This is a genomic window from Polynucleobacter sp. JS-Polo-80-F4 (genome assembly GCF_018881965.1).
Lineage (GTDB): Bacteria > Pseudomonadota > Gammaproteobacteria > Burkholderiales > Burkholderiaceae > Polynucleobacter.
In genome coordinates this window covers 659042-681269 of sequence record NZ_JACVPI010000001.1, presented here as the reverse complement: position 1 = coordinate 681269, position 22228 = coordinate 659042, and the positions used below count along the sequence as shown (strand labels likewise).

Annotated in this window: 21 protein-coding genes and 1 tRNA gene; 5 read left to right on the top strand and 17 right to left on the bottom strand. The window is 46.7% G+C overall.

Going from position 1 to position 22228, the window contains the following annotated elements; all coding sequences use genetic code 11:
* Positions 1–115 precede the first annotated feature (115 nt).
* The 4 genes from ICN20_RS03340 to ICN20_RS03325 form a co-directional block, all read right to left on the bottom strand.
* Complete coding sequence (locus ICN20_RS03340) at positions 116–1081, bottom strand: ribose-phosphate pyrophosphokinase (RefSeq protein WP_216860181.1); 966 nt, start codon at positions 1079–1081, stop codon at positions 116–118.
* Between the two features lie 54 nt (positions 1082–1135).
* Positions 1136–1212, bottom strand: a tRNA-Gln gene (locus ICN20_RS03335).
* Positions 1213–1217: 5 nt separating this feature from the next.
* Positions 1218–2096 carry a 4-(cytidine 5'-diphospho)-2-C-methyl-D-erythritol kinase gene (gene ispE / locus ICN20_RS03330; RefSeq protein ID WP_216238091.1) on the bottom strand — a complete coding sequence of 293 codons (879 nt, stop codon included), beginning with the start codon at positions 2094–2096 and terminating at the stop codon, positions 1218–1220.
* Positions 2097–2107: 11 nt separating this feature from the next.
* A complete protein-coding gene (locus ICN20_RS03325) occupies positions 2108–3595 on the bottom strand; it encodes a lipoprotein insertase outer membrane protein LolB (RefSeq protein WP_216238090.1) in 1488 nt (495 codons plus the stop codon).
* 35 nt (positions 3596–3630) lie between these two features.
* On the opposite strand from ICN20_RS03325, the gene mutM reads away from it, so the two are divergent.
* Both mutM and mutY read left to right on the top strand, forming a co-directional pair.
* A complete protein-coding gene (gene mutM, locus ICN20_RS03320) occupies positions 3631–4467 on the top strand; it encodes a bifunctional DNA-formamidopyrimidine glycosylase/DNA-(apurinic or apyrimidinic site) lyase (protein WP_216238089.1) in 837 nt (278 codons plus the stop codon).
* Positions 4452–5597, top strand: a complete 1146-nt coding sequence (mutY, locus tag ICN20_RS03315) for an A/G-specific adenine glycosylase (RefSeq protein ID WP_216238088.1) — start codon at positions 4452–4454, stop codon at positions 5595–5597. Before mutM ends, mutY begins: the two co-directional genes overlap by 16 nt.
* Here mutY and rapZ read toward each other — a convergent pair.
* From rapZ to ICN20_RS03270, 9 genes are all read right to left on the bottom strand, one after another.
* A complete protein-coding gene (rapZ, locus tag ICN20_RS03310) occupies positions 5542–6432 on the bottom strand; it encodes an RNase adapter RapZ (RefSeq protein ID WP_216238087.1) in 891 nt (296 codons plus the stop codon). The genes mutY and rapZ overlap by 56 nt on opposite strands.
* A gap of 3 nt (positions 6433–6435) precedes the next feature.
* Entirely contained in the window at positions 6436–7422 is a 987-nt protein-coding gene (gene hprK / locus ICN20_RS03305; protein ID WP_216238086.1) for an HPr(Ser) kinase/phosphatase, read from the bottom strand.
* The gene (locus tag ICN20_RS03300) at positions 7419–7880 is read right to left on the bottom strand and encodes a PTS sugar transporter subunit IIA (RefSeq protein ID WP_216238085.1); all 462 of its coding nucleotides are present in this window, start codon (positions 7878–7880) and stop codon (positions 7419–7421) included. The genes hprK and ICN20_RS03300 overlap by 4 nt, the downstream gene beginning before the upstream one ends.
* A 33-nt stretch (positions 7881–7913) precedes the next feature.
* Complete coding sequence (gene hpf, locus ICN20_RS03295) at positions 7914–8237, bottom strand: ribosome hibernation-promoting factor, HPF/YfiA family (protein ID WP_012358449.1); 324 nt, start codon at positions 8235–8237, stop codon at positions 7914–7916.
* 193 nt (positions 8238–8430) lie between these two features.
* Positions 8431–9198 carry an LPS export ABC transporter ATP-binding protein gene (lptB, locus tag ICN20_RS03290; protein WP_216238084.1) on the bottom strand — a complete coding sequence of 256 codons (768 nt, stop codon included), beginning with the start codon at positions 9196–9198 and terminating at the stop codon, positions 8431–8433.
* Positions 9195–9767, bottom strand: coding sequence for a lipopolysaccharide transport periplasmic protein LptA (lptA, locus tag ICN20_RS03285; RefSeq protein ID WP_216238083.1), 573 nt, complete (start codon positions 9765–9767; stop codon positions 9195–9197). Before lptA ends, lptB begins: the two co-directional genes overlap by 4 nt.
* Position 9768: 1 nt before the next feature.
* Complete coding sequence (gene lptC / locus ICN20_RS03280; RefSeq protein WP_216238082.1) at positions 9769–10410, bottom strand: LPS export ABC transporter periplasmic protein LptC; 642 nt, start codon at positions 10408–10410, stop codon at positions 9769–9771.
* 3 nt (positions 10411–10413) lie between these two features.
* The gene (locus tag ICN20_RS03275; RefSeq protein ID WP_216238081.1) at positions 10414–10986 is read right to left on the bottom strand and encodes an HAD family hydrolase; all 573 of its coding nucleotides are present in this window, start codon (positions 10984–10986) and stop codon (positions 10414–10416) included.
* A gap of 24 nt (positions 10987–11010) precedes the next feature.
* Positions 11011–12003 (bottom strand): SIS domain-containing protein, encoded by a 993-nt coding sequence (locus ICN20_RS03270; protein WP_216238080.1) that lies wholly within the window; start codon positions 12001–12003, stop codon positions 11011–11013.
* 11 nt (positions 12004–12014) lie between these two features.
* Here ICN20_RS03270 and ICN20_RS03265 point away from each other — a divergent pair, with 11 nt between their 5' ends.
* Complete coding sequence (locus tag ICN20_RS03265; RefSeq protein ID WP_216238079.1) at positions 12015–13997, top strand: monovalent cation:proton antiporter family protein; 1983 nt, start codon at positions 12015–12017, stop codon at positions 13995–13997.
* Between the two features lie 34 nt (positions 13998–14031).
* Here ICN20_RS03265 and uvrA read toward each other — a convergent pair whose 3' ends face one another.
* The gene (gene uvrA, locus ICN20_RS03260; protein ID WP_216238078.1) at positions 14032–16932 is read right to left on the bottom strand and encodes an excinuclease ABC subunit UvrA; all 2901 of its coding nucleotides are present in this window, start codon (positions 16930–16932) and stop codon (positions 14032–14034) included.
* Positions 16933–16969: 37 nt separating this feature from the next.
* Between uvrA and ICN20_RS03255 the strand changes: the two genes are divergently transcribed.
* Entirely contained in the window at positions 16970–18154 is a 1185-nt protein-coding gene (locus ICN20_RS03255; protein ID WP_215391672.1) for an MFS transporter, read from the top strand.
* Between the two features lie 81 nt (positions 18155–18235).
* Positions 18236–18691, top strand: coding sequence for a single-stranded DNA-binding protein (gene ssb / locus ICN20_RS03250; RefSeq protein ID WP_215321062.1), 456 nt, complete (start codon positions 18236–18238; stop codon positions 18689–18691).
* Positions 18692–18792: 101 nt separating this feature from the next.
* Here the strand turns inward: ssb and queF are convergent, their stop codons facing one another.
* The 3 genes from queF to ilvA are packed head-to-tail and all read right to left on the bottom strand — an operon-like array spanning position 18793 to position 22098.
* On the bottom strand, positions 18793–19620 hold the full coding sequence (gene queF / locus ICN20_RS03245) for an NADPH-dependent 7-cyano-7-deazaguanine reductase QueF (protein WP_216238077.1): 828 nt from the start codon (positions 19618–19620) through the stop codon (positions 18793–18795).
* Between the two features lie 36 nt (positions 19621–19656).
* Positions 19657–20565 (bottom strand): 5'-nucleotidase, encoded by a 909-nt coding sequence (locus ICN20_RS03240; protein WP_215391670.1) that lies wholly within the window; start codon positions 20563–20565, stop codon positions 19657–19659.
* A gap of 12 nt (positions 20566–20577) precedes the next feature.
* Positions 20578–22098 (bottom strand): threonine ammonia-lyase, biosynthetic, encoded by a 1521-nt coding sequence (gene ilvA, locus ICN20_RS03235; protein ID WP_216238076.1) that lies wholly within the window; start codon positions 22096–22098, stop codon positions 20578–20580.
* Positions 22099–22228: the final 130 nt, after the last annotated feature.

Here is a 22228-nt window from a genome sequence, read left to right as displayed (position 1 = left end):
TAATTTCCGTTCGCGACCAAACAGAAAAGCCTTCAATTATATCGTGGGAAAGGATGTTTTCGCCTACAAAAGGCTCAAAACTGCCAAAAACCGGGGTAAAACGGTGATTTTTGGCTTATTCGGCAAACATCGACATCACTGAATCACCTTTGCTAATGCGGGAAAGGGTTTCAGCAAGAATCGGAGCGACGCTCAATTGGCGAATTTTGGACACTTTCATGGCCTCTGGGGTCAAAGGAATGGTGTCGGTTACTACTAGCTCATCTAATTCAGAGGCGGCGATACGGGCTACAGCACCGCCTGATAGCACGGCGTGAGTACAGTAGGCAGTAACACCCTTAGCACCACGCTCTTTAAGCGCTTCAGCGGCTTTACAGAGCGTTCCACCGGTATCGATAATGTCATCCATGATGACGCAATGGCGGCCTTCTACTTCGCCAATGAGGTGCATTACTTCGGATACGTTGGCCTTAGGGCGGCGTTTATCAATAATCGCTAAATCGGTACCCAATTGCTTGGCCATTGCGCGGGCGCGTACTACGCCGCCGATGTCTGGAGAGACGATGATTAGGTCTTTTTTGGTCTTCTGTGCCTCAAGGTCCGCCAATAAAACCGGAGAAGCGTAAATGTTATCTACTGGAATATCAAAAAAGCCTTGAATTTGGTCGGCATGCAGGTCCATCGTCAAAACGCGTTCAATGCCAGCTACGGACTGGAGCATGTTGGCAACGATACGTGCGGAGATCGCAACACGTGCAGAGCGGGGGCGACGGTCTTGACGGGCATAACCGAAGTAAGGAATCACTGCGGTTATACGGCTTGCAGATGCACGCTTTAGGGCGTCAATCATGATCATGAGTTCCATCAAGCTGTCATTGGTAGGTGCACAGGTTGATTGGATTACCACGACATTCTTGCCGCGGACGTTCTCTTGAATTTCTACTTGGATCTCTCCATCAGAGAAGCGGCCAACAAAGGCTTTTCCCATTGGGAGATTGAGTTCTTTGGCTACAGCCTCAGCCAAAACGGGATTTGCGTTGCCTGTGAAAAGAGTCAGTAAATCTGCGTTTATGGAGGACATAGTCTTAAGGGTTTTGTGGGGTCAAAAGGTTATCTTTGTCGTTTCTACAGTCCTTGGCAGGGGAAGAAGGATTCGAACCTTCGCATGCTGGAATCAAAATCCAGTGCCTTAACCAGCTTGGCGATTCCCCTACAGGTCAATCTGAAGAAACCAAATTGTAAGCGGGATTTTTATTTAGCCCCCGAACAATTCGACCTACCCACCCTTTAGGAAGATTTTGCAGAAGATTTTCTAGTTTTGCGGTGTCAGTCTTAGGGTCTAAGGCTGCAAAAACGCTACTTCCAGAGCCAGACATTCGGGGCTGTGAGCCCGGTACTGCCTGGGTAATCCAATCCAAAGCTTGCTTCACTTCTGGGCAAATCCGCATCGCTACAGCCTGACAATCATTGGACTGAAATGACTTTGGCGATGCAAGAAAGCCATCAATTGTAATCTGAGCGTGATCTCGGGTCAATTCCGGGTCTTGAAAAATGCTAGCGGTTACGATGCCTTTATTGGGAAAGATCACCAAGAAATCAGGGGTTTGAAGGGAAATGGCCTGAATTTTCTCACCGATACCTTCAACAAAGGCATTTTGGCCAAAAATGAAAAATGGAACATCAGCCCCAAGCTTTAATCCCAGGGTGCAAAGCGTTTCTTTAGATAGATTGAGGTCCCAAAGGGCATTCAGTCCAATCAAGGTGGTGGCTGCGTCAGAAGACCCACCTCCCATGCCGGCGCCCATCGGAATTTCTTTTTGAAGATCGATTTCAACGCCAGCTTCAATCATGCAAAAATCTTTTAGAAGTTTTGCTGCGCGGACGACTAAATCTTGTTCTGGCGGAACGCCCGTAATAGGATTCATTCGGCGCACTGCATTTGCAGGAATTCTTTTTAAGTGAATCGTGTCGCACCAATCAATCAACTGAAAAACAGATTGCAGAAGATGATAGCCATCATCTCTGCGCCCAATGATGTGAAGAAAAAGATTGAGTTTGGCTGGCGAACGAAGCGTTAACTGATCAGAGTTCGCCATGATGGTTTTGCTTAATCATTCGGGCGATCAAATACGAGACGAATGTCAATCGAGCCGATGTTGGAGCTGCGCGTCATGATCAATTTCTCAAGTCGATTGGTATTGCTCCATGTGTATACCAAGTCCCAACCATCTTGACTAATTTTGCTCACCTGACCCTTGGAATTTCTCTCGATACTTGCTTCGCTTCCGGGGCGCACTTCGCCTCTTAACCAGTTCGATAGTCCACGCGCCGGAAGTGGAAGGCCTAAAGTGTTTTGCACCAATGTATCTGCATCGACTGCAGTAACAACTTTGCCATCGCTTTCGAGCGTAGCTTCACCAGGTGTAATAGTAATTTTTGCAATCGATCCGCCCATAGGACTGCGGATCTCTAAAATATCTTTTAACGCGTCTTGGGTCAAAGTAAAGCCGCCAGAGCCGCCTTGGTTTTGCGACTCAGTTAAGCCAATCACCTTAACTGCAAAACGCCCGTCCCATGATCCCTTGGACATCTGGTCGTCTTTGGCCCAGTCGGGCTTTAAACGCTGCAAGGTTTCTTTGAGTGTTGGATTATTGGCATCTAACTTTTGTCCTTGGCGCCACATTTCTTCAGCTTCAGGACGTCGATTCATGGCCCACAGCACTTCACCTGTATGAGCCGCAATATCTGCTTCTGGTTTCATGGCAAATGCTTGCTGTAGTTGCTCTAATGCAAGCGCATTTTTGCCAAGACGAAAGTTCACCCAACCTAGGCTGTCCAAAATAAAACTATCTTTTGGTGAGAGTTGATGTGCTTTGCTAATGAGTGCAAGGGCTTCCGGTAACTTTATATTACGATCGGCTAAGGAGTAACCAAGCGCATTTAAAGAATTCACATCATTTGGGTTCTTGCGCAAAATATCGCGCAAAGTTTTTTCCATGACATCGATATGACCAGCTTTTTCGGCAGACATCGCGTACGTATAGAGTAAGCCGGGATCCTTAGGAGGAGTCTTGACGGAAGATGCGATTTCATAAAAAGCGCGTAAGGCCTCAGACTCATCTTTTGCTTTAGCTAGCAACGCTTGTAACTGTAAGAGCGTATTTTCTTGTTGCGCAGGTGTTTGTTGGCGCAGTAAAGCAATTGCTGGCTTTACGGCATCATTCCAGCGATTGCTTAATACCAAGAGGGTTACCAATACTTCTTTGGGTTTTGTATCTGAATTTGGAGATAGCTCATCCCAAGTTTTGGCCGCTTGCATGGCTAAATCCGGGGAGCCACCTGCAATGGCAATTTCCATAGCTCTTTGGGCCAGTCTAGGATCTTTATATTGACGGGCCATCTCCAGGTAGGTGTTGTATGCCAACCCAGCTTCACCTCGCTGAATGGCAATTTCTGAGGCGAGCACTTCAAACACTGCTTCACCTGTTTGCAATCCATCCTGCTGGCTCTGGGCATGCGCTGATGCAATTGCTCCAACGGTCAGGGCTGCAAGGAATAAACCCTGTAAAAGAGGTTTTAGTCTGAATTTACTCATAAGCACATTCTAATCCGCGAATCTACAATCCATTTATGCCAGAACTTCCAGAAGTAGAAGTCACCCGATTAGGAATCGCCCCCCATCTTGAGGGGCATAAGGTCAGTGCCGTCAAGATTATTGACGGACGCTTGCGCTGGCCAGTGCCGGCTAGCCTCTCTAAAACCTTGCCCGGTCAAACAGTGCACGCCATTGAAAGACGCGGGAAGTATCTTTTATTGGAAATGGATACTGGTTATTTACTGATTCATTTGGGAATGACAGGAACCCTGCGTGTTCTGCCCAGTTCCGATCCCCTGAAGACCCATGATCGGGTCACGCTGGAATTTGCAAAGTTCAGCTTGCGCTTACATGACCCACGAAAATTTGGAGCCGTCTTGTGGCACCCTAAGTCAAAGGGGCCAATTGAAAAATTTACGCTTTTACAAAAACTAGGGGTGGAGCCATTTTCTCCGGAGTTTGCTGGTGAGTTGGGCGCAGACATTTTGTATCAAACTTCCCGTAAACGCAGTGTTGCAGTGAAGCAGTTTCTGCTGGCCGGCCAAGCAGTTGTTGGTGTGGGTAATATTTATTGTTCAGAAAGTTTATTTGAGGCAGGCATTCATCCTGCTAAAGCAGCCGGCAAGCTCACACGACCACAATGCTCTCGTCTTGCAAAAGCAGTGAGATCAATATTGAAAAAAGCAATCGATGCGGGTGGCAGTTCATTAAAAGATTTTGTGAATAGCGATGGTGATCCTGGCCACTTTATGGTTCAAACCAAAGTCTATGATCGCAAAGGCTTGCCATGCAAGGTATGTAAAACACCGATTCATCAGATAGTACAAGGTCAACGTTCTACTTATTTCTGTCCTCAATGTCAAAAACGCTAGTCAACACATTTGCATCAAAGTTAGTCGCTTGGCATGCGATCAGCGGGCGTTCAGGCTTACCGTGGCAAGGTAATCGAGACCCTTATGCAGTATGGGTTTCAGAAATCATGTTGCAGCAAACTCAAGTAGCTACCGTCCTTGAGCGTTACCCGCGCTTTATGAAGCGCTTTCCAACAGTCAAAAAATTAGCCACTGCCGATATTGACGAGGTGCTCGCCGAGTGGGCTGGTTTAGGTTATTACTCGCGTGCTAGAAATTTACATGCTTGCGCAAAGCAAGTCGTGGCAGAGTTCAAGGGTGAGTTTCCCAGTGATCCAGCTTTGCTTGAGCAATTGAAGGGTATCGGTCGCTCTACTGCAGGTGCTATCGCCGCTTTTGCATATCATGAGCGTGCGCCTATTTTGGATGCCAATGTGAAGCGTATTCTCGCGCGTTTATTCGCAATTGAAGGCCCGATACAGGACAAGGCAGTAAACGATCGCCTATGGGCTTTGGCAACCGATTTATTGCCAATTAAATCCATTGATATGCCGGTGTACACACAGGCGTTGATGGACTTTGGTGCTACTTGGTGCACATCACGTAAACCTGTTTGTTTAGGCTCAGAAAAGAAATGCCCATTTGCGAAAGATTGCCAAGCAAATTTAAGCGATCAAGTTCTTCTACTTCCCCAAAAAACGAAGAAGACAAAATCTCCAGAATTTGATTGCAATATGTTACTGATGCGCTGGGGTAATTCGGTCCTATTGCAAAAGCGCCCAAGTAAAGCCATCTGGGGCGGGCTGTGGTCGCTACCAGAAGGGCCTTGGATGCCCAGAGTATCTGGTGCAAAGGATGCAGACATCAGTGCGCAAACGTTATTTGCAATTACATTGCCGGATGAAACGTTTGCCATGCTTACAAAAGCATGTAAGGCAGTAAGCCGCACCGAAGAAATTAAGCATGTCTTTACGCATCGTCGTTTATGGATGCAGATTTGGCAGGCAAGCAGCTCAAAAGAGCTGACATTTTCAAATCGAGATCTAAAGTGGGTGCCCTTAAATCAATTGGGGCGCTATGGCCTACCGCAACCGATTAAGATTTTGTTGCAAGGCCTGAGTCTAGTTCGCGATGACGATCTAAAAAATTAAGCTGTAAGTCTATAAGATCTTTCTGGGCGCGGAAGTGTTCGCTTAGGCGGTTTACCAAATAAACAGAGCGATGTTGACCACCAGTGCAACCAACTGCTACCGTTAAATAACTGCGACCATCAGCAATGTAGTGGGGTAACCATTTGTTGATGAATTGTGTGATATCTGATTCCATGCTCACTACCTCTGGAATTTTTTCCAGAAATTCTTTTACAGGCTTATCGTTACCGGTAAGAGGCCTCAGTACCTTATCGTAATGAGGATTTGGCAGGCAGCGTACATCAAACACTAAGTCAGCTTCGCTAGGCACACCTTTTTTAAAGCCGAACGATTCAAAAATTACCGTGAGACCTACAGGTTTATCTTTGAGGAGGTCCTGAATCCAAGAGCGCAGCGCATGTGCAGGTAGATTGCTAGTATCAATGCTGTGCGCTTGGGTGCGTAAGGGTTCCAGCAGATTACGTTCTTTATCAATTGCTTCAATTAATGTCGCAGATTGTGACTGCTTGGCATTAGTAGATAAAGGATGGCGTCGGCGCGTCTCAGAAAAGCGCTGAATGAGGGTGTTGGTGTCAGCATTTAAGAAAACAATTCGGACTTGGTGATTTTTGCGTAAGTTTTCAAGAATCGAGGGGAGGTTTTCAATCGATTGCCCACGACGAGCATCAATGGCGACAGCAACTTGCTCACACTTTTCTTTTTCAAGGGTAGAGACGAGGCTTTCTAGAAGTGAGACAGGAAGATTATCTACACAGTCATAGCCCGCATCTTCGAAAGCCCTCAGGGCTACTGATTTACCTGAGCCTGAGATTCCGGTAATCAGATTTATCTGCATAACTTAAAGCAGTCGACCTTGTGACTTGGTGGCGTCAGACTCAGCATTCATTTGAATGCGCTGACGCTCAATAAATTCTTTTAAGGTATCGATGCCACGCAGTTGCAAAATCGTATTGCGTACAGCAGCCTCAACTAGCACTGCTAAGTTACGACCTGCAGCCACCTGAATTTTTACTGTCCGAATAGGAATGCCTAGTACATTGATGTGTTGGGTCTCAAGGGGTAAGCGCTCAAACTCACCATCGGTTCTACGAACAAGTTGAACATTCAGGCGGAGTTTTAATTTGCGACGTACAGCAGTTTCACCAAAGATCGTGCGAATATCAAGCAACCCCAATCCACGCACTTCAAGCAAGTTGCGCAAGATGACTGGGCAGCGACCTTCTATGTAATCCGGTCCGAGGCGCGCAAAGTCAACCGCATCGTCTGCTACCAGTCCATGCCCGCGAGATATGAGTTCAAGACCTAATTCACTTTTACCTAAACCAGATTCCCCGGTGAGGAGGACTCCTAAACCCAGGATATCCATAAAGACACCATGCATGGTGATTTGAGGTGCGCCAATTTTGGTTAAGTAGGTGCGTAAATGGTCAATGACTTCTGCTGCAGAAATCGCCGTGGTGAATAAAGGCGTTGAGGACCGCTGGCAGAACAACTGTAAGTCAGGATCCGCACTTTTGCCATCGGCCACGATGACGCAAGGCGGAGTCTTGGAGATTAGGTTGGCAATTTGCTCTTGTCTCTGTTTTGGCTCTAGGGCTGCATGATAGTCAACCTCTTGCTCACCAAATATCTGAATACGGCTTGGGTGAATGAGGTTTAAGTGACCCACTAAGTCTGAGCTGGCAGCAGCTGCCTTTACGGCCTCAGGTGGGAATGTACGATCCGCACCTTCAAGACCACCAATCCAAGAAAGTTTTAGGTCGGAAACATTGTCATCAAAAATCTGCTGAGCAGTTACTCCCTCTAGGAGTAATGGCTGAGTCATTTTGCTGCGCCCCAGTGTTGCAAGAGTTCGCAAACTTTTACAGGATCTGCTGCAGAGGACAAGGTCTGGCGAGCATCGGCATCCGATAGCAGTTGAGCAATGGAAGACAAAATTTCTAAATGTTGTTGTGTAGCTTTTTCGGGTACCAATAAGAAAATCATGATGGATACCGCTTCACCATCCGGAGCTGCAAATTCAATTGGGTTTTGCAGTCTCATAAAAGCTGCGCTAGGCTGCTTTAAGCCTTTAACGCGACCGTGGGGTATTGCCACACCTGCGCCAAGGGCTGTTGAGCCCAAATCTTCGCGAGCATTGAGGAACTCCACTACTGAGTTGGCTGCGATACCGGTTTGTTTGGAGAATAGTTCTCCAGCGGCTGCAAATGCATCAGCCCTGCTTTTGGCGGGGATGTCTAATGCAATGCAGTCGGGAGTAAAAAGATTAATCAGGGCATTCATGTGAATTGATTATAGGTGTCCTGACGTAATTGATCACTCAAAATGCTTTTCGTGATGATGATCTTGAATCTTTTCTTTATGTTTTACGACTTGACGCTCTAATTTATCAACCACTGCATCCATGGCGTGATAGAGATCTGCGTTATGTGCTTCAGCGAACAAGTCCTTGCCCTTAAGGTGAATAGTGATCTCAGCACTTTGACGTAGATCCTTTTCTTTAGCCTTGTCTACCACCAGAAAAGCAGATGCATCAATGACGTGGTCGAAGTGCTTACGAATTTTGGCTAGTCCCGCCTCCAGATGAGAGCGCATGGCAGGGGTAACTTCCACATGACGGCTATTAATTTTTAAATTCATTAGCGACTCCTTTTATAGATGCTATAGATGCGTGCGCATACTAATACCTGGGGTGCGCAGCAAGCCCCTGTAATTGTTGTGCTGTTTTTTTTGGAAAAATAAACCATGAGCCTCCAGCGTATCAGCGAATTTGCTGAAAACCAAGAGGGAAGTGCAATTTTTATTACTTTAAGAGAGTAGAGCCTTGTCTGGCTTACATCCGGAAGTTTTCGCCCAGATAGACTCTTCTAACGGCATCGTTCTGAATAATCTGCTCGGGCTTGCCTTCGGCCAAGACGCTACCTTCACTGATGATGTAGGCGTGATCGCAGATACCTAGGGTTTCACGAACATTATGGTCTGTGATGAGCACCCCAATTTGACGGTCTCGAAGGAAGCGCACAATTCGTTGAATTTCCCCAACGGCAATAGGGTCAACACCAGCAAATGGCTCATCTAACAAAATAAACTTTGGCTGTGAGGCCAGTGCCCTAGCAATCTCCACGCGCCTACGTTCACCACCTGAAAGGGAAAGGGCTGGGTTATTCCGAAGATGGCTAATTTGGAGCTCGCCTAAGAGCTCATCGAGGCGATTGGCAATCTCAGCCTTGCTCAGGGGTTTACCGCCCTGAACCTGGAGCTCTAGTACAGCTTGAATATTTTCCGCTACGTTCAGCTTTCTGAATACAGAGGCTTCTTGCGGTAAATAGGAGAGACCCATCCGAGCACGCTGATGAATCGGTAAATGCGTAATATCAGCGCCGTCTAAAACAATATTCCCTCCATCGAGTGGAACAAGACCAACAATCATGTAGAAGGAGGTGGTTTTGCCTGCCCCATTTGGCCCTAGCAATCCAACGACCTCACCACACCTTACTTGGACTGATACGTCCCGAACCACAGTTCTTGAGCCGTAACGTTTTTGTAAATTATGGGCGCTGAGTGTTGGCGCATTATTCAATTGGGCTAAATCCGCTGTCATTTCTCTAGGGTTGCTTTTCGTCTTGGTGAAAGGATGGCTCTTGCTGTAGGCAAATCATCTGGCTTTGCATCTTTGGGGGGTACTACTCGATAGTACTGCTTTACATCATCGTACTCAATTTTCGAGCCCTTCAACTGATCGAGCATTTGCATATTGAGTAAGCGCTTGAGGCTAGCATCGCCAGTAAGCGTCAGAAACTCTGTCTTTGCGTCATACGTCACTTGAGTGCCACGTCCTTGCATGAACTCATCTGCAAGGCCTTCGCGACGCTGTCTAAAGCTTGCAACGGCTTCGGGTGTGCCGACAACATCGATAAATTCATAGCCTTGAGGATCTACTGCGATATGCCCATCTTCGCCGGTCACAATAATGCTACCTTTAATGAGTAGCACTTGACCATTAAGGTCATAAACTTGTTTGACATCATCTACAGAAACTTTTTCCGCTTCGAGGATGACGGGTTTATCTTGATCTGCTTTTTCAGCTTGCACTGAAAACGGAGCGGTCAATCCAAGCGCGAGAAAGCTGATGAACGCTATACGTGTGAGCAAGTTTTTCATCGGAATCATTTTATGGTTTATCCCGTGGGGCGCGTTCGATACGCCCTTTGACTTGACCGCTGAGAACCATGCTTTGCTGAACATTATTAAAAACACCACCGTCGGTAGAGTTCATGATCGACATTCCTTGCTCGAGGGTAATCGGCCGATCCGTTTCGATAATGTCATCGTTAATAAGTACTTTGAAATAGCTTGAGCTAGCCAGCATTCTTAAAGTAGCCGGCTGTGATGCCGTCGCCTCTTGAGCGGGGCGAAAGATGCTGGCGTTATCGTACAAATCCAAAATAGTGAGATCGCCATCAATATGTCCGGTATCTGACTTTACAGTGACAGGCGCTTTCTCTGCCTGAAACAAGCGCATGCGAGGTGTAAGGATATCGATTGAGGCATCGTCATCGTAGTGGGTAACTTTGACTCCCAAAATTCGATATTTGGTATTCCCTAATTCATTTAAGGCGGATAGTGCACCATCTTTAATGGTGTAGTCAGGCTCATGGAGGCGAACACGTTCTAAGGGAGATTTTTCTGGCGGAGTATTTTTTTGCACGAGCCAAAAAGTTGCTAGTGTTAGTGCACCCATCAAAATCAAGGGCAGCAGGCGCAGTAAAGCACGACCAATACCGACTTTAATTTGTTGAGGCTTTAACTGCATTGCTTAGCTACGGGCCTTATTCAGTAGCTCTTCATAGCGATTCTGTGCTTTGAGGATAAGATCGCATGCTTCACGTACGGCACTGTTACCACCGCTACGCGTCGTCACCAAGTGAGCGAATTCTTTAACGGCATCATGACCTTGCGCTGGACAAATCCGTAAGCCTGCGTTTTTCATCATTGATAGATCTGGCCAATCATCACCCATAACAGCACAATCAGCTGTAGTAAGCCCAAGAGATTTAATGACTTCTGCCAATGCAGTAGCTTTGTTTTCAACGCCCATATGAACATGTTTAATGCCTAGTTCTTCGCAGCGCGCTAAAACCATCTTGGAATTTCTGCCGGTAATGATGGCCGTCGAAATACCGCATTGCTCTAATAATTTAATGCCTAAACCATCCTGAATATCAAAAGCTTTCAGAGATTCTTTGCCATCCGCACCAATCCAAACCTGTCCATTAGTCAGAACACCATCAACGTCCAATACTAGAAGTTTTACTTGGCCAGCGCGCTCCCATGCTTGTGGGTATTGAGTAAGAGGGTTGGTGTTGTGAGGTGTAAAGGCGCTAGGCATAAAAAAGTTCGATCACTAATTAAATTAAATGACTTTGGCGGCAAATAAATCATGCAGATTTAAGGCGCCCAATAAATGGCCTTTGTTGTCAGTGACGACCAGATGATTGATGCGGTGTTTTTCCATCATCTCAATTGCTTCTTCAGCAAGTAACTCTGCAGGTATAGTGCGCGGGTCTGCGGTAGTAGCGCTCTCGAGCTTGATGCCACCAAGGTTGGTAGTTTTTTCTAGGAGGCGACGTAAGTCTCCGTCAGTCAATATGCCAAATACTTTCTGGTTGGCATCTAGTATTACCACCATACCCATACGCTTTGATGTCATCTCCAGCAAGGCATCTTGTAGTGATGCATCAATAGATATTTTCGGGGTGTCTGCAAAGCTACGCATCACTTCACTGACATGCATCAATTGCTTGCGACCTAGTCTGCCACCGGGATGAGAGCGAATAAAGTCCTCAGCTTCAAATCCTCGTGCGTCTAATAATGCAACCGCTAGCGCATCACCCATCGCTAGTGCAGCTGTAGTGCTTGTCGTGGGTGCTAGATTTAAAGGACAAGCTTCTTTTTCAACGCTGGTATCTAAGTGTGCGTCTGCTAATTTGGCAAGAGAAGAGTTTGGGGCGCCAGTCAGGGCAATCAGTTTTGCGCCGGTACGTTTCACAATTGGAACGATGGTGAGGAGTTCATCGGTCTCGCCAGAATTAGAAAGAGCGACAAATACATCATCTCTGGTAACCATTCCTAAGTCACCATGGCTGGCTTCCGCAGGATGAACAAAAAATGCTGGTGAGCCGGTAGAGGCAAAGGTAGCGGCGATTTTGCGGGCAATATGACCTGATTTGCCAATTCCAGAAACCACGATTCTGCCTTTGCAGCCATGTAAAAGCTCAACCGCCAGCACAAGGGCGTCAGCGTTAGCGCCCTCAAGGCGATCACGCATGGTTTGCAGTGCAGCAGCCTCAATAGTGAGGGTGTCGCGCGCAAGCTTTAGGGTACGTTCACGAGTCTTAGCTATCATCGAGTAAGTATATGCCGTCAGTCCTTCAATTAACCCTCATTCTCCTGGCCTCGGGTGTGGCCGGAGTGGTTATTTTCCGCTATTTTGGCTTACCCCCTATTTTGGGCTATTTGGCCATTGGTGTGCTGATTGGCCCACACGCCCTTGGTCTGGCAAATGATTCGGCTACGGTGAAGTATTTGGCTGAGTTTGGCGTGGTTTTCCTGATGTTCTCAATTGGCCTGGAATTTAATCTTCACAAGCTCAGGGCCATGCGGTCGATCGTATTTGGATTGGGAGGTAGTCAGGTCATTTTGACTATGTTGCTGGCAGTCCCAGCGAGTCTTTTGATTAATTGGATTTATCCCATTTCGTGGCACGCAGCTATCGCTTTAGGTGGTGCGTTAGCAATGTCATCTACTGCCATTGTGACCAAACTGATCTCTGACCGCGCTGAGCTGGAGACAGAACATGGCCGCAATGTCGTCGGTATTTTGTTATTCCAGGATTTAGCAGTTGTATTCCTGTTGATCTTGTTGCCATCGTTAGGCAAAAATCCTTCGGACTTATTTGTTGCACTTACTGCAGCCTCTATCAAAATCACGATTGCTTTGGTGTTGATTTTCTTTATTGGCCAAAGTTTGATGAGCCATTGGTTTAGATTGGTTGCCAAGCTACGCTCACAAGAATTATTCATGCTCAATCTCTTGCTAATCGTGTTGGGTATGGCGGGATTAACTGAGCACTTTGGTTTATCACTGGCCCTTGGTGCGTTCTTGGCGGGTATGTTGATTTCAGAAACTCCTTACCGTCATCAGGTGGAAGAGGATGTCAAACCGTTCCGTGATGTATTGCTCGGCCTCTTCTTTATTACGATTGGCATGCTGCTGGATTTCAATGTCATACGTGAGCAGTGGTTACTAGTTTTGGTGCTCTTGATCGGTCCCCTCATCTTTAAATTTGGCCTTATTGCCCTGCTATCACGGGGGTTTGGCTCAAGCCCTGGCATCTCCATTAGAACCGGCTTGTGCTTAGCTCAGGCGGGTGAATTCGGCTTTGTGTTGCTCAATCAAATCGACGGATTAGATTTAATTGATCCCACCTTGAGTCAAGCAGTATTAGCAGCCATGTTGATCTCGATGTTCTGCGCACCATTTCTGATTGAGTACAGTGATCGCATAGCAATGCGTTTTTCTAGTAATGAATGGTTACTGCAATCACTTGCTCTCACTCGCGTTGCTTCTAAAAGTGTGCGTAATGAAAACCATGTAGTCATTTGCGGCTTTGGTCGCTCAGGTCAAAGCTTGGCGCGTATGCTTGACCAAGAAAAAATTCCTTACATTGCTTTGGATTTAGATCCGGATCGCGTCAAAGAAGCTGCGGCTGCTGGTGATAACGTAGTGTATGGCGATGCAAGTCGTGAAAATTATTTAGTGGCTGCTGGCCTCTCTAGAGCTAAGGCAGTAGTGATTACTTATGCGGATACTGCAGCAAGCATGCGGGTTCTTCGTCAAGTCGAACATTTGCGTCCTGGTATGACCGTATTGGTGCGTACCAGAGATGATGCAGATATCGCCAAGTTACAAGCTGCTGGCGCTACCGAAGTCGTGCCGGAACTCATTGAGGGTAGCTTGATGATTGCTTCCCATGTTCTGCTGATTATGGGCGTACCAATGCGTAAGGTAGTGCGACGCATAACGACAGCAAGAGAAGAGCGCTACAGCTTGCTCAGGGGCTATTTCCGGGGATCTGCAGACGATGATTTTGGTTCGAATGAATCTTGGCGCTTACACGCAATTACCTTACTACCGCATTCACAGGCAATTGGTAAAACTTTAGCTGAGCTTGATCTGGAAAAAGAGGGCGTCAATGTTCAAGCGGTGCGTCGCAAGGGTCGAAACGCAGATTACGTGAAGTTAGACCCCGTTCCAGAACTCGCGCTTGAGGCTAATGATATTTTGGTGATCTCAGGCAATTCAGAGGCGACTGATTTAGCTGAAGCTAAATTACTCTGAGATCAATTCAATAACACCACACGCTTTAATTGCTTTACTTCGCTTTCTTTTTGCTAGCTGCAGGGGTAGGTGTTTTACGAGTCAGCAATGGAGCTAAGTAGTGGCCTGTAAAGCTCAATTCATTTTTAGCCACATCTTCAGGCGTGCCGGTAGCAATGATTTGTCCACCGCCAGCGCCGCCTTTAGGCCCTAAGTCGATAATCCAATCAGCCGTCTTAATAACATCCAAGTTGTGCTCAATGATCACAATCGTATTGCCTTGTTTCTTGAGTGTTTGAATCACGGTTAATAGCAATTGGATATCGTGGAAATGCAAACCAGTGGTTGGTTCATCAAGGATATATAAGGTTCTGCCGGTATCGCGTTTAGAAAGCTCGAGAGAGAGTTTTACGCGTTGCGCTTCGCCACCAGATAGGGTGGTTGCGCTTTGTCCGAGCTTCACATAGCCCAAGCCAACATCCAAAAGCGTTTTGAGTTTGCGCTTAACAACAGGAACCGCTTCAAAGAATTCATGGGCTTGCTCGATGGTCATCGACAGCACTTCATGAATGTTCTTGCCTTTGTAGCGAATATCTAAAGTCTCGCGGTTATAGCGTTTGCCGTGACAAACGTCGCAAGGTACATAAACATCTGGCAAGAAGTGCATTTCTACTTTGAGAACGCCATCGCCTTCACAGGAATCGCAGCGACCACCCTTAACGTTAAAAGAGAAGCGACCAGCTTCATAGCCACGCTCGCGTGATGCGGGTACGCCAGCAAAGAGTTCTCTAATCGGAGTAAAAAGGCCGGTATAGGTTGCAGGGTTAGAGCGCGGTGTTCTGCCAATCGGAGATTGGTCAACACTAATCACCTTATCGAAATGCTCTAGACCCTTAATGGCGTCGTGCGCTGCAGGTTCCGCATTGGAGCCATATAGATGCTGCGCAACCGCATGATGCAGGGTGTCATTAATTAAGGTGGATTTGCCGGAGCCCGATACACCAGTCACGCAAGTTAGCAAGCCAACGGGAATCTTGGCGTGAACTGATTGCAAGTTATTGCCACGTGCGCCAATAATTTCTAAAAATCGATCGTTTACAGGAATACGATTTTCGGGAACCGCGATGGCTTCTCGGCCAGCAAGATAAGCGCCCGTTAAAGAATTTGGATTTGCCTCTACTTCTGCCGGTGTGCCTTGAGCAACTACTTCGCCGCCATGAACACCAGCACCCGGGCCAATATCAATTACCCAGTCAGAGGCGCGAATCATATCTTCATCATGCTCAACGACTAAAACGCTATTGCCTAAATCACGAAGGTGCTTCAAGGTGCCGATCAAGCGATCGTTATCCCGCTGATGTAAGCCGATTGAAGGTTCATCTAGAACGTACATCACACCCGTTAAGCCAGAGCCAATCTGGCTCGCCAAGCGAATGCGTTGGGCTTCGCCGCCAGATAGGGTATCGGCACTGCGCTCGAGGGAAAGGTAATCCAGGCCTACGTCGTTTAAGAAGCGCAGACGTGCACCAATCTCTTTGACAATCTTGTCAGCGATTTCTCGTTTGGCACCTTTGAGTTCAAGCGTTTCAAAATACTCTTTGGCTTCTTTGAGAGGAAGGGCACTGATTTCATAAATTGCACGAGACTGTTTCTTTTCACCCACTTTGACAAAGCGTGCTTCTTTGCGCAAACGACTGCCATTACATTCTGGGCAGGTTTGGACATTTTGATAGCGCGATAGTTCTTCGCGCACTGTCATGGAATCTGTTTCGCGATAGCGTCTTTCAAAGTTGGCAACAATGCCTTCGAAGGCGTGTTCACGAATACTATTTTTGCCACGCTCGTTGATATATTCAAAGGGAATGGTGACATCACCAGACCCCAAGAGAACCAGATCTTGTTGTTTCTTATTGAGGGTCTCGAATGGCTTCTCCACATCAAAGCCACCATGCTTGGCCAGGGTCTGAAGTAGTTTGAAGTAGAACTGATTACGACGATCCCATCCTTTAATGGCGCCAGATGCGAGTGATAAATCAGGGTGAGCAACAATACGCTTGGGGTCAAAGAAAGACTGATGACCCAGGCCGTCACAGGAAGGGCAGGCGCCCATTGGGTTATTAAAAGAGAAGAGGCGTGGCTCTAATTCTTGTAAAGAGTATGAGCAAACTGGGCAAGCAAACTTACTAGAGAAGATCATCTCTTTGCCGGTATCCATATCCACAATCATCGCTTTGCCGTCAGCTAGACGTAAGGCCGTCTCAAAAGACTCTGCTAAACGTTGCTGAATATCGGGACGCACTTTGATACGATCGACTACGACTTCAATCGAGTGCTTATCATTTTTCTTCAGTGTTGGTAATTGGTCAACTTCAAAAATTTCTGCTTTAGCAACGTTTGCTGTGCCGCCACCAGAGCGCACGCGAAAGCGCACAAACCCTTGTGCCTGCAGGTCCTGGAAGAGATCGACAAACTCACCTTTGCGTTCGCTCACAACGGGTGCCAGAATCATTAACTTGGTATCTTCGGGCATCGACAACACAGTGTCGACCATTTGAGAAACGCTTTGGGCTTCTAATGGGAGATCGTGATCAGGGCAATGCGGTGTGCCTGCACGTGCAAATAACAAGCGTAGGTAGTCATGAATTTCTGTGACAGTTCCAACGGTGGAGCGTGGATTGTGACTCGTTGCTTTTTGTTCAATCGAAATCGCCGGTGAAAGCCCTTCAATCGTGTCGACATCTGGCTTTTCCATGAGTTGTAAAAACTGACGGGCATAAGCTGATAGAGATTCAACATAGCGGCGTTGACCTTCTGCGTACAGAGTATCAAAAGCCAAGGAGCTTTTGCCTGAGCCTGATAAGCCAGTAAGGACGACAAGTTTCTCTCTAGGGATGTCTAGATTGATGTTTTTGAGGTTGTGGGTGCGGGCACCGCGGATCTTGATTTCGTTATTCATGATTTTTTAGCGTAACTTGTTAATATAGCTCTTTCCCATGAATCCTTCTGAACTTCGCTCCACTCTGGCCTTAGCAGGCATCTTTGGCCTTCGTATGCTGGGCCTGTTCCTGCTATTGCCCATCTTTAGCATTCATGCGCGGGGCTTACCGGGTGGTGAGCATGCCCTCTGGGTAGGTTTGACCCTTGGAATCTTCAATATTGTGCAGGCCTGTTTTTATATCCCCTTAGGCCGTTTATCGGACCGAATTGGGCGTAAACCTGTCGTTTTATGGGGCTTATCCCTGTTTGTGGCAGGCGCTTTAATTTGTGCAGCCAAAGATGACTTACTCTGGATCGCTATTGGCCGCGGGATTATGGGTGCTGGTGCGGTCTCGGCAGCGATTTCTGCCTGGGTAGCGGATTTGACTCGTGAACAGGTGCGTACTCGAGCCATGGCATTAGTCGGCGGCAGCATTGCTCTCTCATTTGCGCTGTCCTTAGTCATTGCTGCGCCGATTTATCGCGCTATCAGTCTGAGTGGAATTTTTATCGTTCTGGCAGTCTTGGGCGTGATTGCGATGTTTGTGACTTATTACGTTTTGCCAACAAGCAAGCCGGAAGCAAAAGTTCAACAAGCTTCCTTGAAAGAGGTTTTCTTTCGTCCGGACTTGATGCGTTTAAATCTCGGTGTATTTGTATTGCATGCAACTCAAGTTGCAATGTTCTTAGTGGTCCCACGTTTACTTGTACAAGCAGGACTGCCGCTTTCTTCCCATTGGGAAATTTATCTTCCTGTAGTGCTGCTGTCATTTGTCTTTATGGCACCCGCCATTATTTATGGCGAAAAGAAGCAGCAGTTGAGAACAGTTTTATTAATTGCGATTGTTTTACTGCTGATTGCAGAGTGTATTTTTACGCAAGCAAATTCAGTGATCACGATTGCAAGTGCATTGCTAGTTTATTTTGTAGGCTTTAATTTGCTAGAAGCCCTGCAGCCTTCTTTGGTATCTCGTTTTGCTAAGGAATCCAAGGGCACCGCATTGGGTGTTTACAACACCACGCAATCCATTGGCCTGTTCTCAGGGGCTGTCATTGGGGGTTATTTAATGGATAGCCATGGTGATTTATCGGTCTTTGCAATGGGCGCAGCACTCCTGGTTTGCTGGCTTATAATTGCTTGGTCGATGGGTGAAATGCCAACTAGAGCAACAGAATCAAAGGACGTAAGCACAACGACATAACCGCAGCTTCATAGATTAAATTAAAGCGAGCAGTTTATTTTTTAGCAGTAATAACAGTAGTATTTTTCTTCGGGAGACAACATGGCTTCGGTAAATAAGGTCATCATCGTAGGTAACGTAGGACGTGATCCAGAGACGCGTTATATGCCAAGCGGCGACGCCGTTACAAATATTTCAGTAGCAACATCTGATCGCTACAAAGACAAACAAACCAACGAAATGAAAGAAACCACAGAATGGCACCGTGTTGCATTCTTTGGCAAGCTTGCAGAAATCGCTGGTCAGTACCTCAAAAAAGGCTCACAAGTTTATGTTGAAGGTCGTTTGCGTACACGTAAATGGACTGATGCAAGTGGCCAAGAAAAGTATTCCACAGAGATCGTTGCAGAAACGATGCAAATGCTTGGTGGCAAGCCAGTAGGCGGAAGTGGTGATGGTGGCGAGAGCTATAGCCGCTCAAAGCCGGCTGAGCAGTCTGCTCCAGCAGCCTCAAACGCTGCATCACTCGGTGCAATGGATGACGATATTCCGTTTTAAGCAATAACAACTAGTGCGGTTATCACTGCAATAGCAAAAACCCCTTCTAGGATTTCCTACAAGGGGTTTTTATTTGCCTACTTTTAAAACGTATTAAATTCTTACTGCCTGGAGTGCCGAATGTTATCCGGCCAAGGTGAATTGTGATCGGTGCGGAAAGGATTAATGTCTAGACCGCCGCGTCGTGTATAGCGAGCATATACAGATAGCTTCTCTGGTTTGCACTGACGCTTAATGTCGGTAAAGATCGTTTCAACACAGTGCTCATGAAACTCACCTAGCTGCCTAAAGCCAATGAGGTAGCGCAATAAACCTTCTTCAAGGATTGGCCTGCCTTGGTAACGAATTTGCACGCTAGCCCAGTCTGGTTGACCGGTAACCGGGCAATTAGATTTGAGTAGGTGAGAGACTAGGCATTGTTCAATCGGCCCAAAGGATTCATTCACGCCTAGAAGGCTTGGGTCTGCGGGTAGACTTGGATCTACTTCGATATCCAATCTATCCATCAAAATACCACCCATTTCTTGCATCCCCTTTTTGGAGATTACTTCAGTGGGGTTGATTCGAGTGGTGATCTTGCTACCGGCAATCACAGATAAGTCTGTGATGAGGCGCTCTTTAACCTCGTTCTCGTCTTCAAAGCGTGCGCTGTTGAGGCTATTGAGATAGAGCTTGAATGATTTGGACTCAATCATATTCGGTGAATCAGCAGGAATCTGAAATTCTGCCAAAGCAATTTGGGGCTTTCCCTTTTGATTAAGCCAACTCAGTTCAAATGCATTCCAAATATCTACGCCTACAAATGGCAAGGCCTGATCTTCTTTGAGACCCAGCTTTTTTCTGTTCTCGGATCTTGGAATGGGAAACAATAAGCTCGGATCATATTGATCTGGATATTGCGTTGCTTGTCCGAGTAAAATTGTTGCCATGAATTACTTGATTTCTTTTCGTTTTGAGTCGTTTTTTTAGTCTTTTGGCTTATTCGATACGCCTGATACAACATGACCAGTGGGTGCTACAGAGGCTGCTGATTGGCAATGACCTGTTTGGTCATCAAAGAAAAAGTCTGGCTCGAATTCTCTTAAGAACTCACTCTTAGATAGACCGCCTAAGAACATCGCTTCATCCACATCAATACCCCATGCCATCAACGTCCGAATGGCCCGTTCGTGTGCTGGGGCAGAACGCGCTGTGACTAATGCCGTGCGAATACGCATACCGTTCTCACTGGTGGAGCGTTGTAACCTATGAAGCGCTTCTAGCAAAGGCTTGAATGGGCCTGGAGGCAGTGGAATATCAACCTTTTTGCTCTCATGATCAACAAAGGCTTCAAGCCCTTTTTTCTGAAACACCTGTTCAGCTTCATCGGAGAAGAGTACTGCGTCTCCGTCAAATGCGATACGGATTTCATTAGGGTGAGATTCAGCAGTTTTGCTGGACTCTGGATATACGCGGGCTGCAGGGAAGCCAGCATCAATGGTTGCTCGCACATCATCTTCATTTGCAGAAAGAAAGAGATTGGCATGTAGAGAGCGCAGGTAGTGATAAGGAGGTCTGCCTCTGGTGAATACACCGCGCTCTAAATGTAAGCCATGGTGTTCTGCTGAGCGGAATACCCGTAGGCCGCTGACGGGGTCATTACGAGAGAGAATGACCACCTCAACCCGCTGCTCACCCTCATCATTAAAGGCGAGGAGTTTCTTGACTAGTGGGAAGGCTACGCCTTTTTGTGCTGCCTCACTTAGGCGCTGTAGTTGCAACTTCATATAAGCACTGTCGTCGGTAGATTCAAAGATGCGATTTTCTTCTTCAAAATCAAACAGGGCGCGTGATGAGATCGCGACGACGAGTTTTCCGGTGAGTGTGTATGACATCTTTAGCTGAGTCTATTTCAGGAACAGGCGATATGCAGGGTTATTGGTTTCATCCCAGTGCGGATACCCCAAGGTTGCTAAGAAGTTTTGGAATTTCTTCTGTTCATTTTTCGGTACTTGAAGACCAATCAAAATACGGCCATAGTCAGCGCCGTGATTGCGATAGTGGAACAAACTGATATTCCAGTTAGGAGCCATGCTGGTTAAAAACTTCATCAAAGCACCTGGGCGCTCTGGGAATTCAAAACGATAGAGCAATTCATCTTTAGCAAGTGCAGAATGACCGCCCACCATATGACGTAAATGTGATTTTGCTAACTCATCATGAGTTAAGTCAATTGTTGCGAACTTTGCTTTTCTGAAATGCTTTGCAATAGTTTCGCTATCACCCGCTTTTTGTGTGCTGATGCCTACGAAAATATGTGCTTCACTTTGATCGCCAATGCGATAGTTAAATTCGGTAACATTGCGTCTTCCAAGTAATTCGCAGAAGCGTTTGAAAGAGCCGCGTTCTTCAGGAATGGTTACCGCAAATACGGCCTCTCGAAACTCACCAACATCAGCACGCTCTGCTACAAAGCGTAGACGGCTAAAGTTCATATTGGCCCCGCAAGCCACAGCCACTAAGGTTTTCTTCTTGATACGTTTTTTCTCAACGTACTTCTTCATGCCAGCAATAGCAAGTGCGCCAGCAGGCTCAAGGATGCTGCGTGTATCAGTGAAGACGTCATTGATTGCTGCGCAGATTTCGTCTGTGTCGACAGTGACAATTTCATCCACAACCTTTTTGCAGATGCGGAATGTTTCTTTGCCGACGAGTTTTACAGCGGTACCGTCAGAGAACAAACCGACATCCTTCATCTCAATGCGTTTATTTGCTTTGAGTGATTGATTCATGGCATCTGAATCTGAAGCTTGAACACCGATTACTTTAGTTTTTGGGCTAACTGCTTTGATGTACTCGCCAATACCGGAAATCAAGCCACCGCCACCAATGGCTACAAAAACTGCATCAATTGGTTTTTCATATTGGGTAAAAATTTCGTGAGCAATTGTTCCTTGCCCTGCAATAACATCGGGATCATCAAAGGGGTGAACAAAAGTGAGACCCCGTTTTTTACCTAAAACTTCTGAATGCTTGAAAGCGTCACTATAGGATTCACCATGAAGAATGATTTCTACCCAAGATCCGCCGCGAGCCTTGACTGCATCAATTTTGACGCTGGGGGTGGTTACCGGCATCACGATGACGGCTTTGCACTTCATTTTGGCTGCCGATAGGGCTACACCTTGGGCATGATTGCCTGCAGAGGCCGCAATAACCCCGCGTTTTAAGGCTTCTAGAGGTAAATGGGCCATTTTGTTATAGGCACCACGCAATTTGAAGGAGAAAACAGGCTGGTTATCCTCTCTTTTGAGTAGGACCTGGTTGCCCAAACGCTTTGTCAGCTCTGGGGCGAGCTGCAGCTCGGTTTCTCTGGCTACGTCATAGACGCGAGCCGATAAAATTTTCTTTAAATAGTTCGTTGCCATCCGATGAGCGTACCACGGATGGCTCCTAAGCCCTTAGATTTGCAAGGGTTTATTCATTTCGGGAGCAACTTTATCGGAATCCTGCCACTATCAGGTTCGCTCTATTAAAATGCTTATTTATCAAATATGT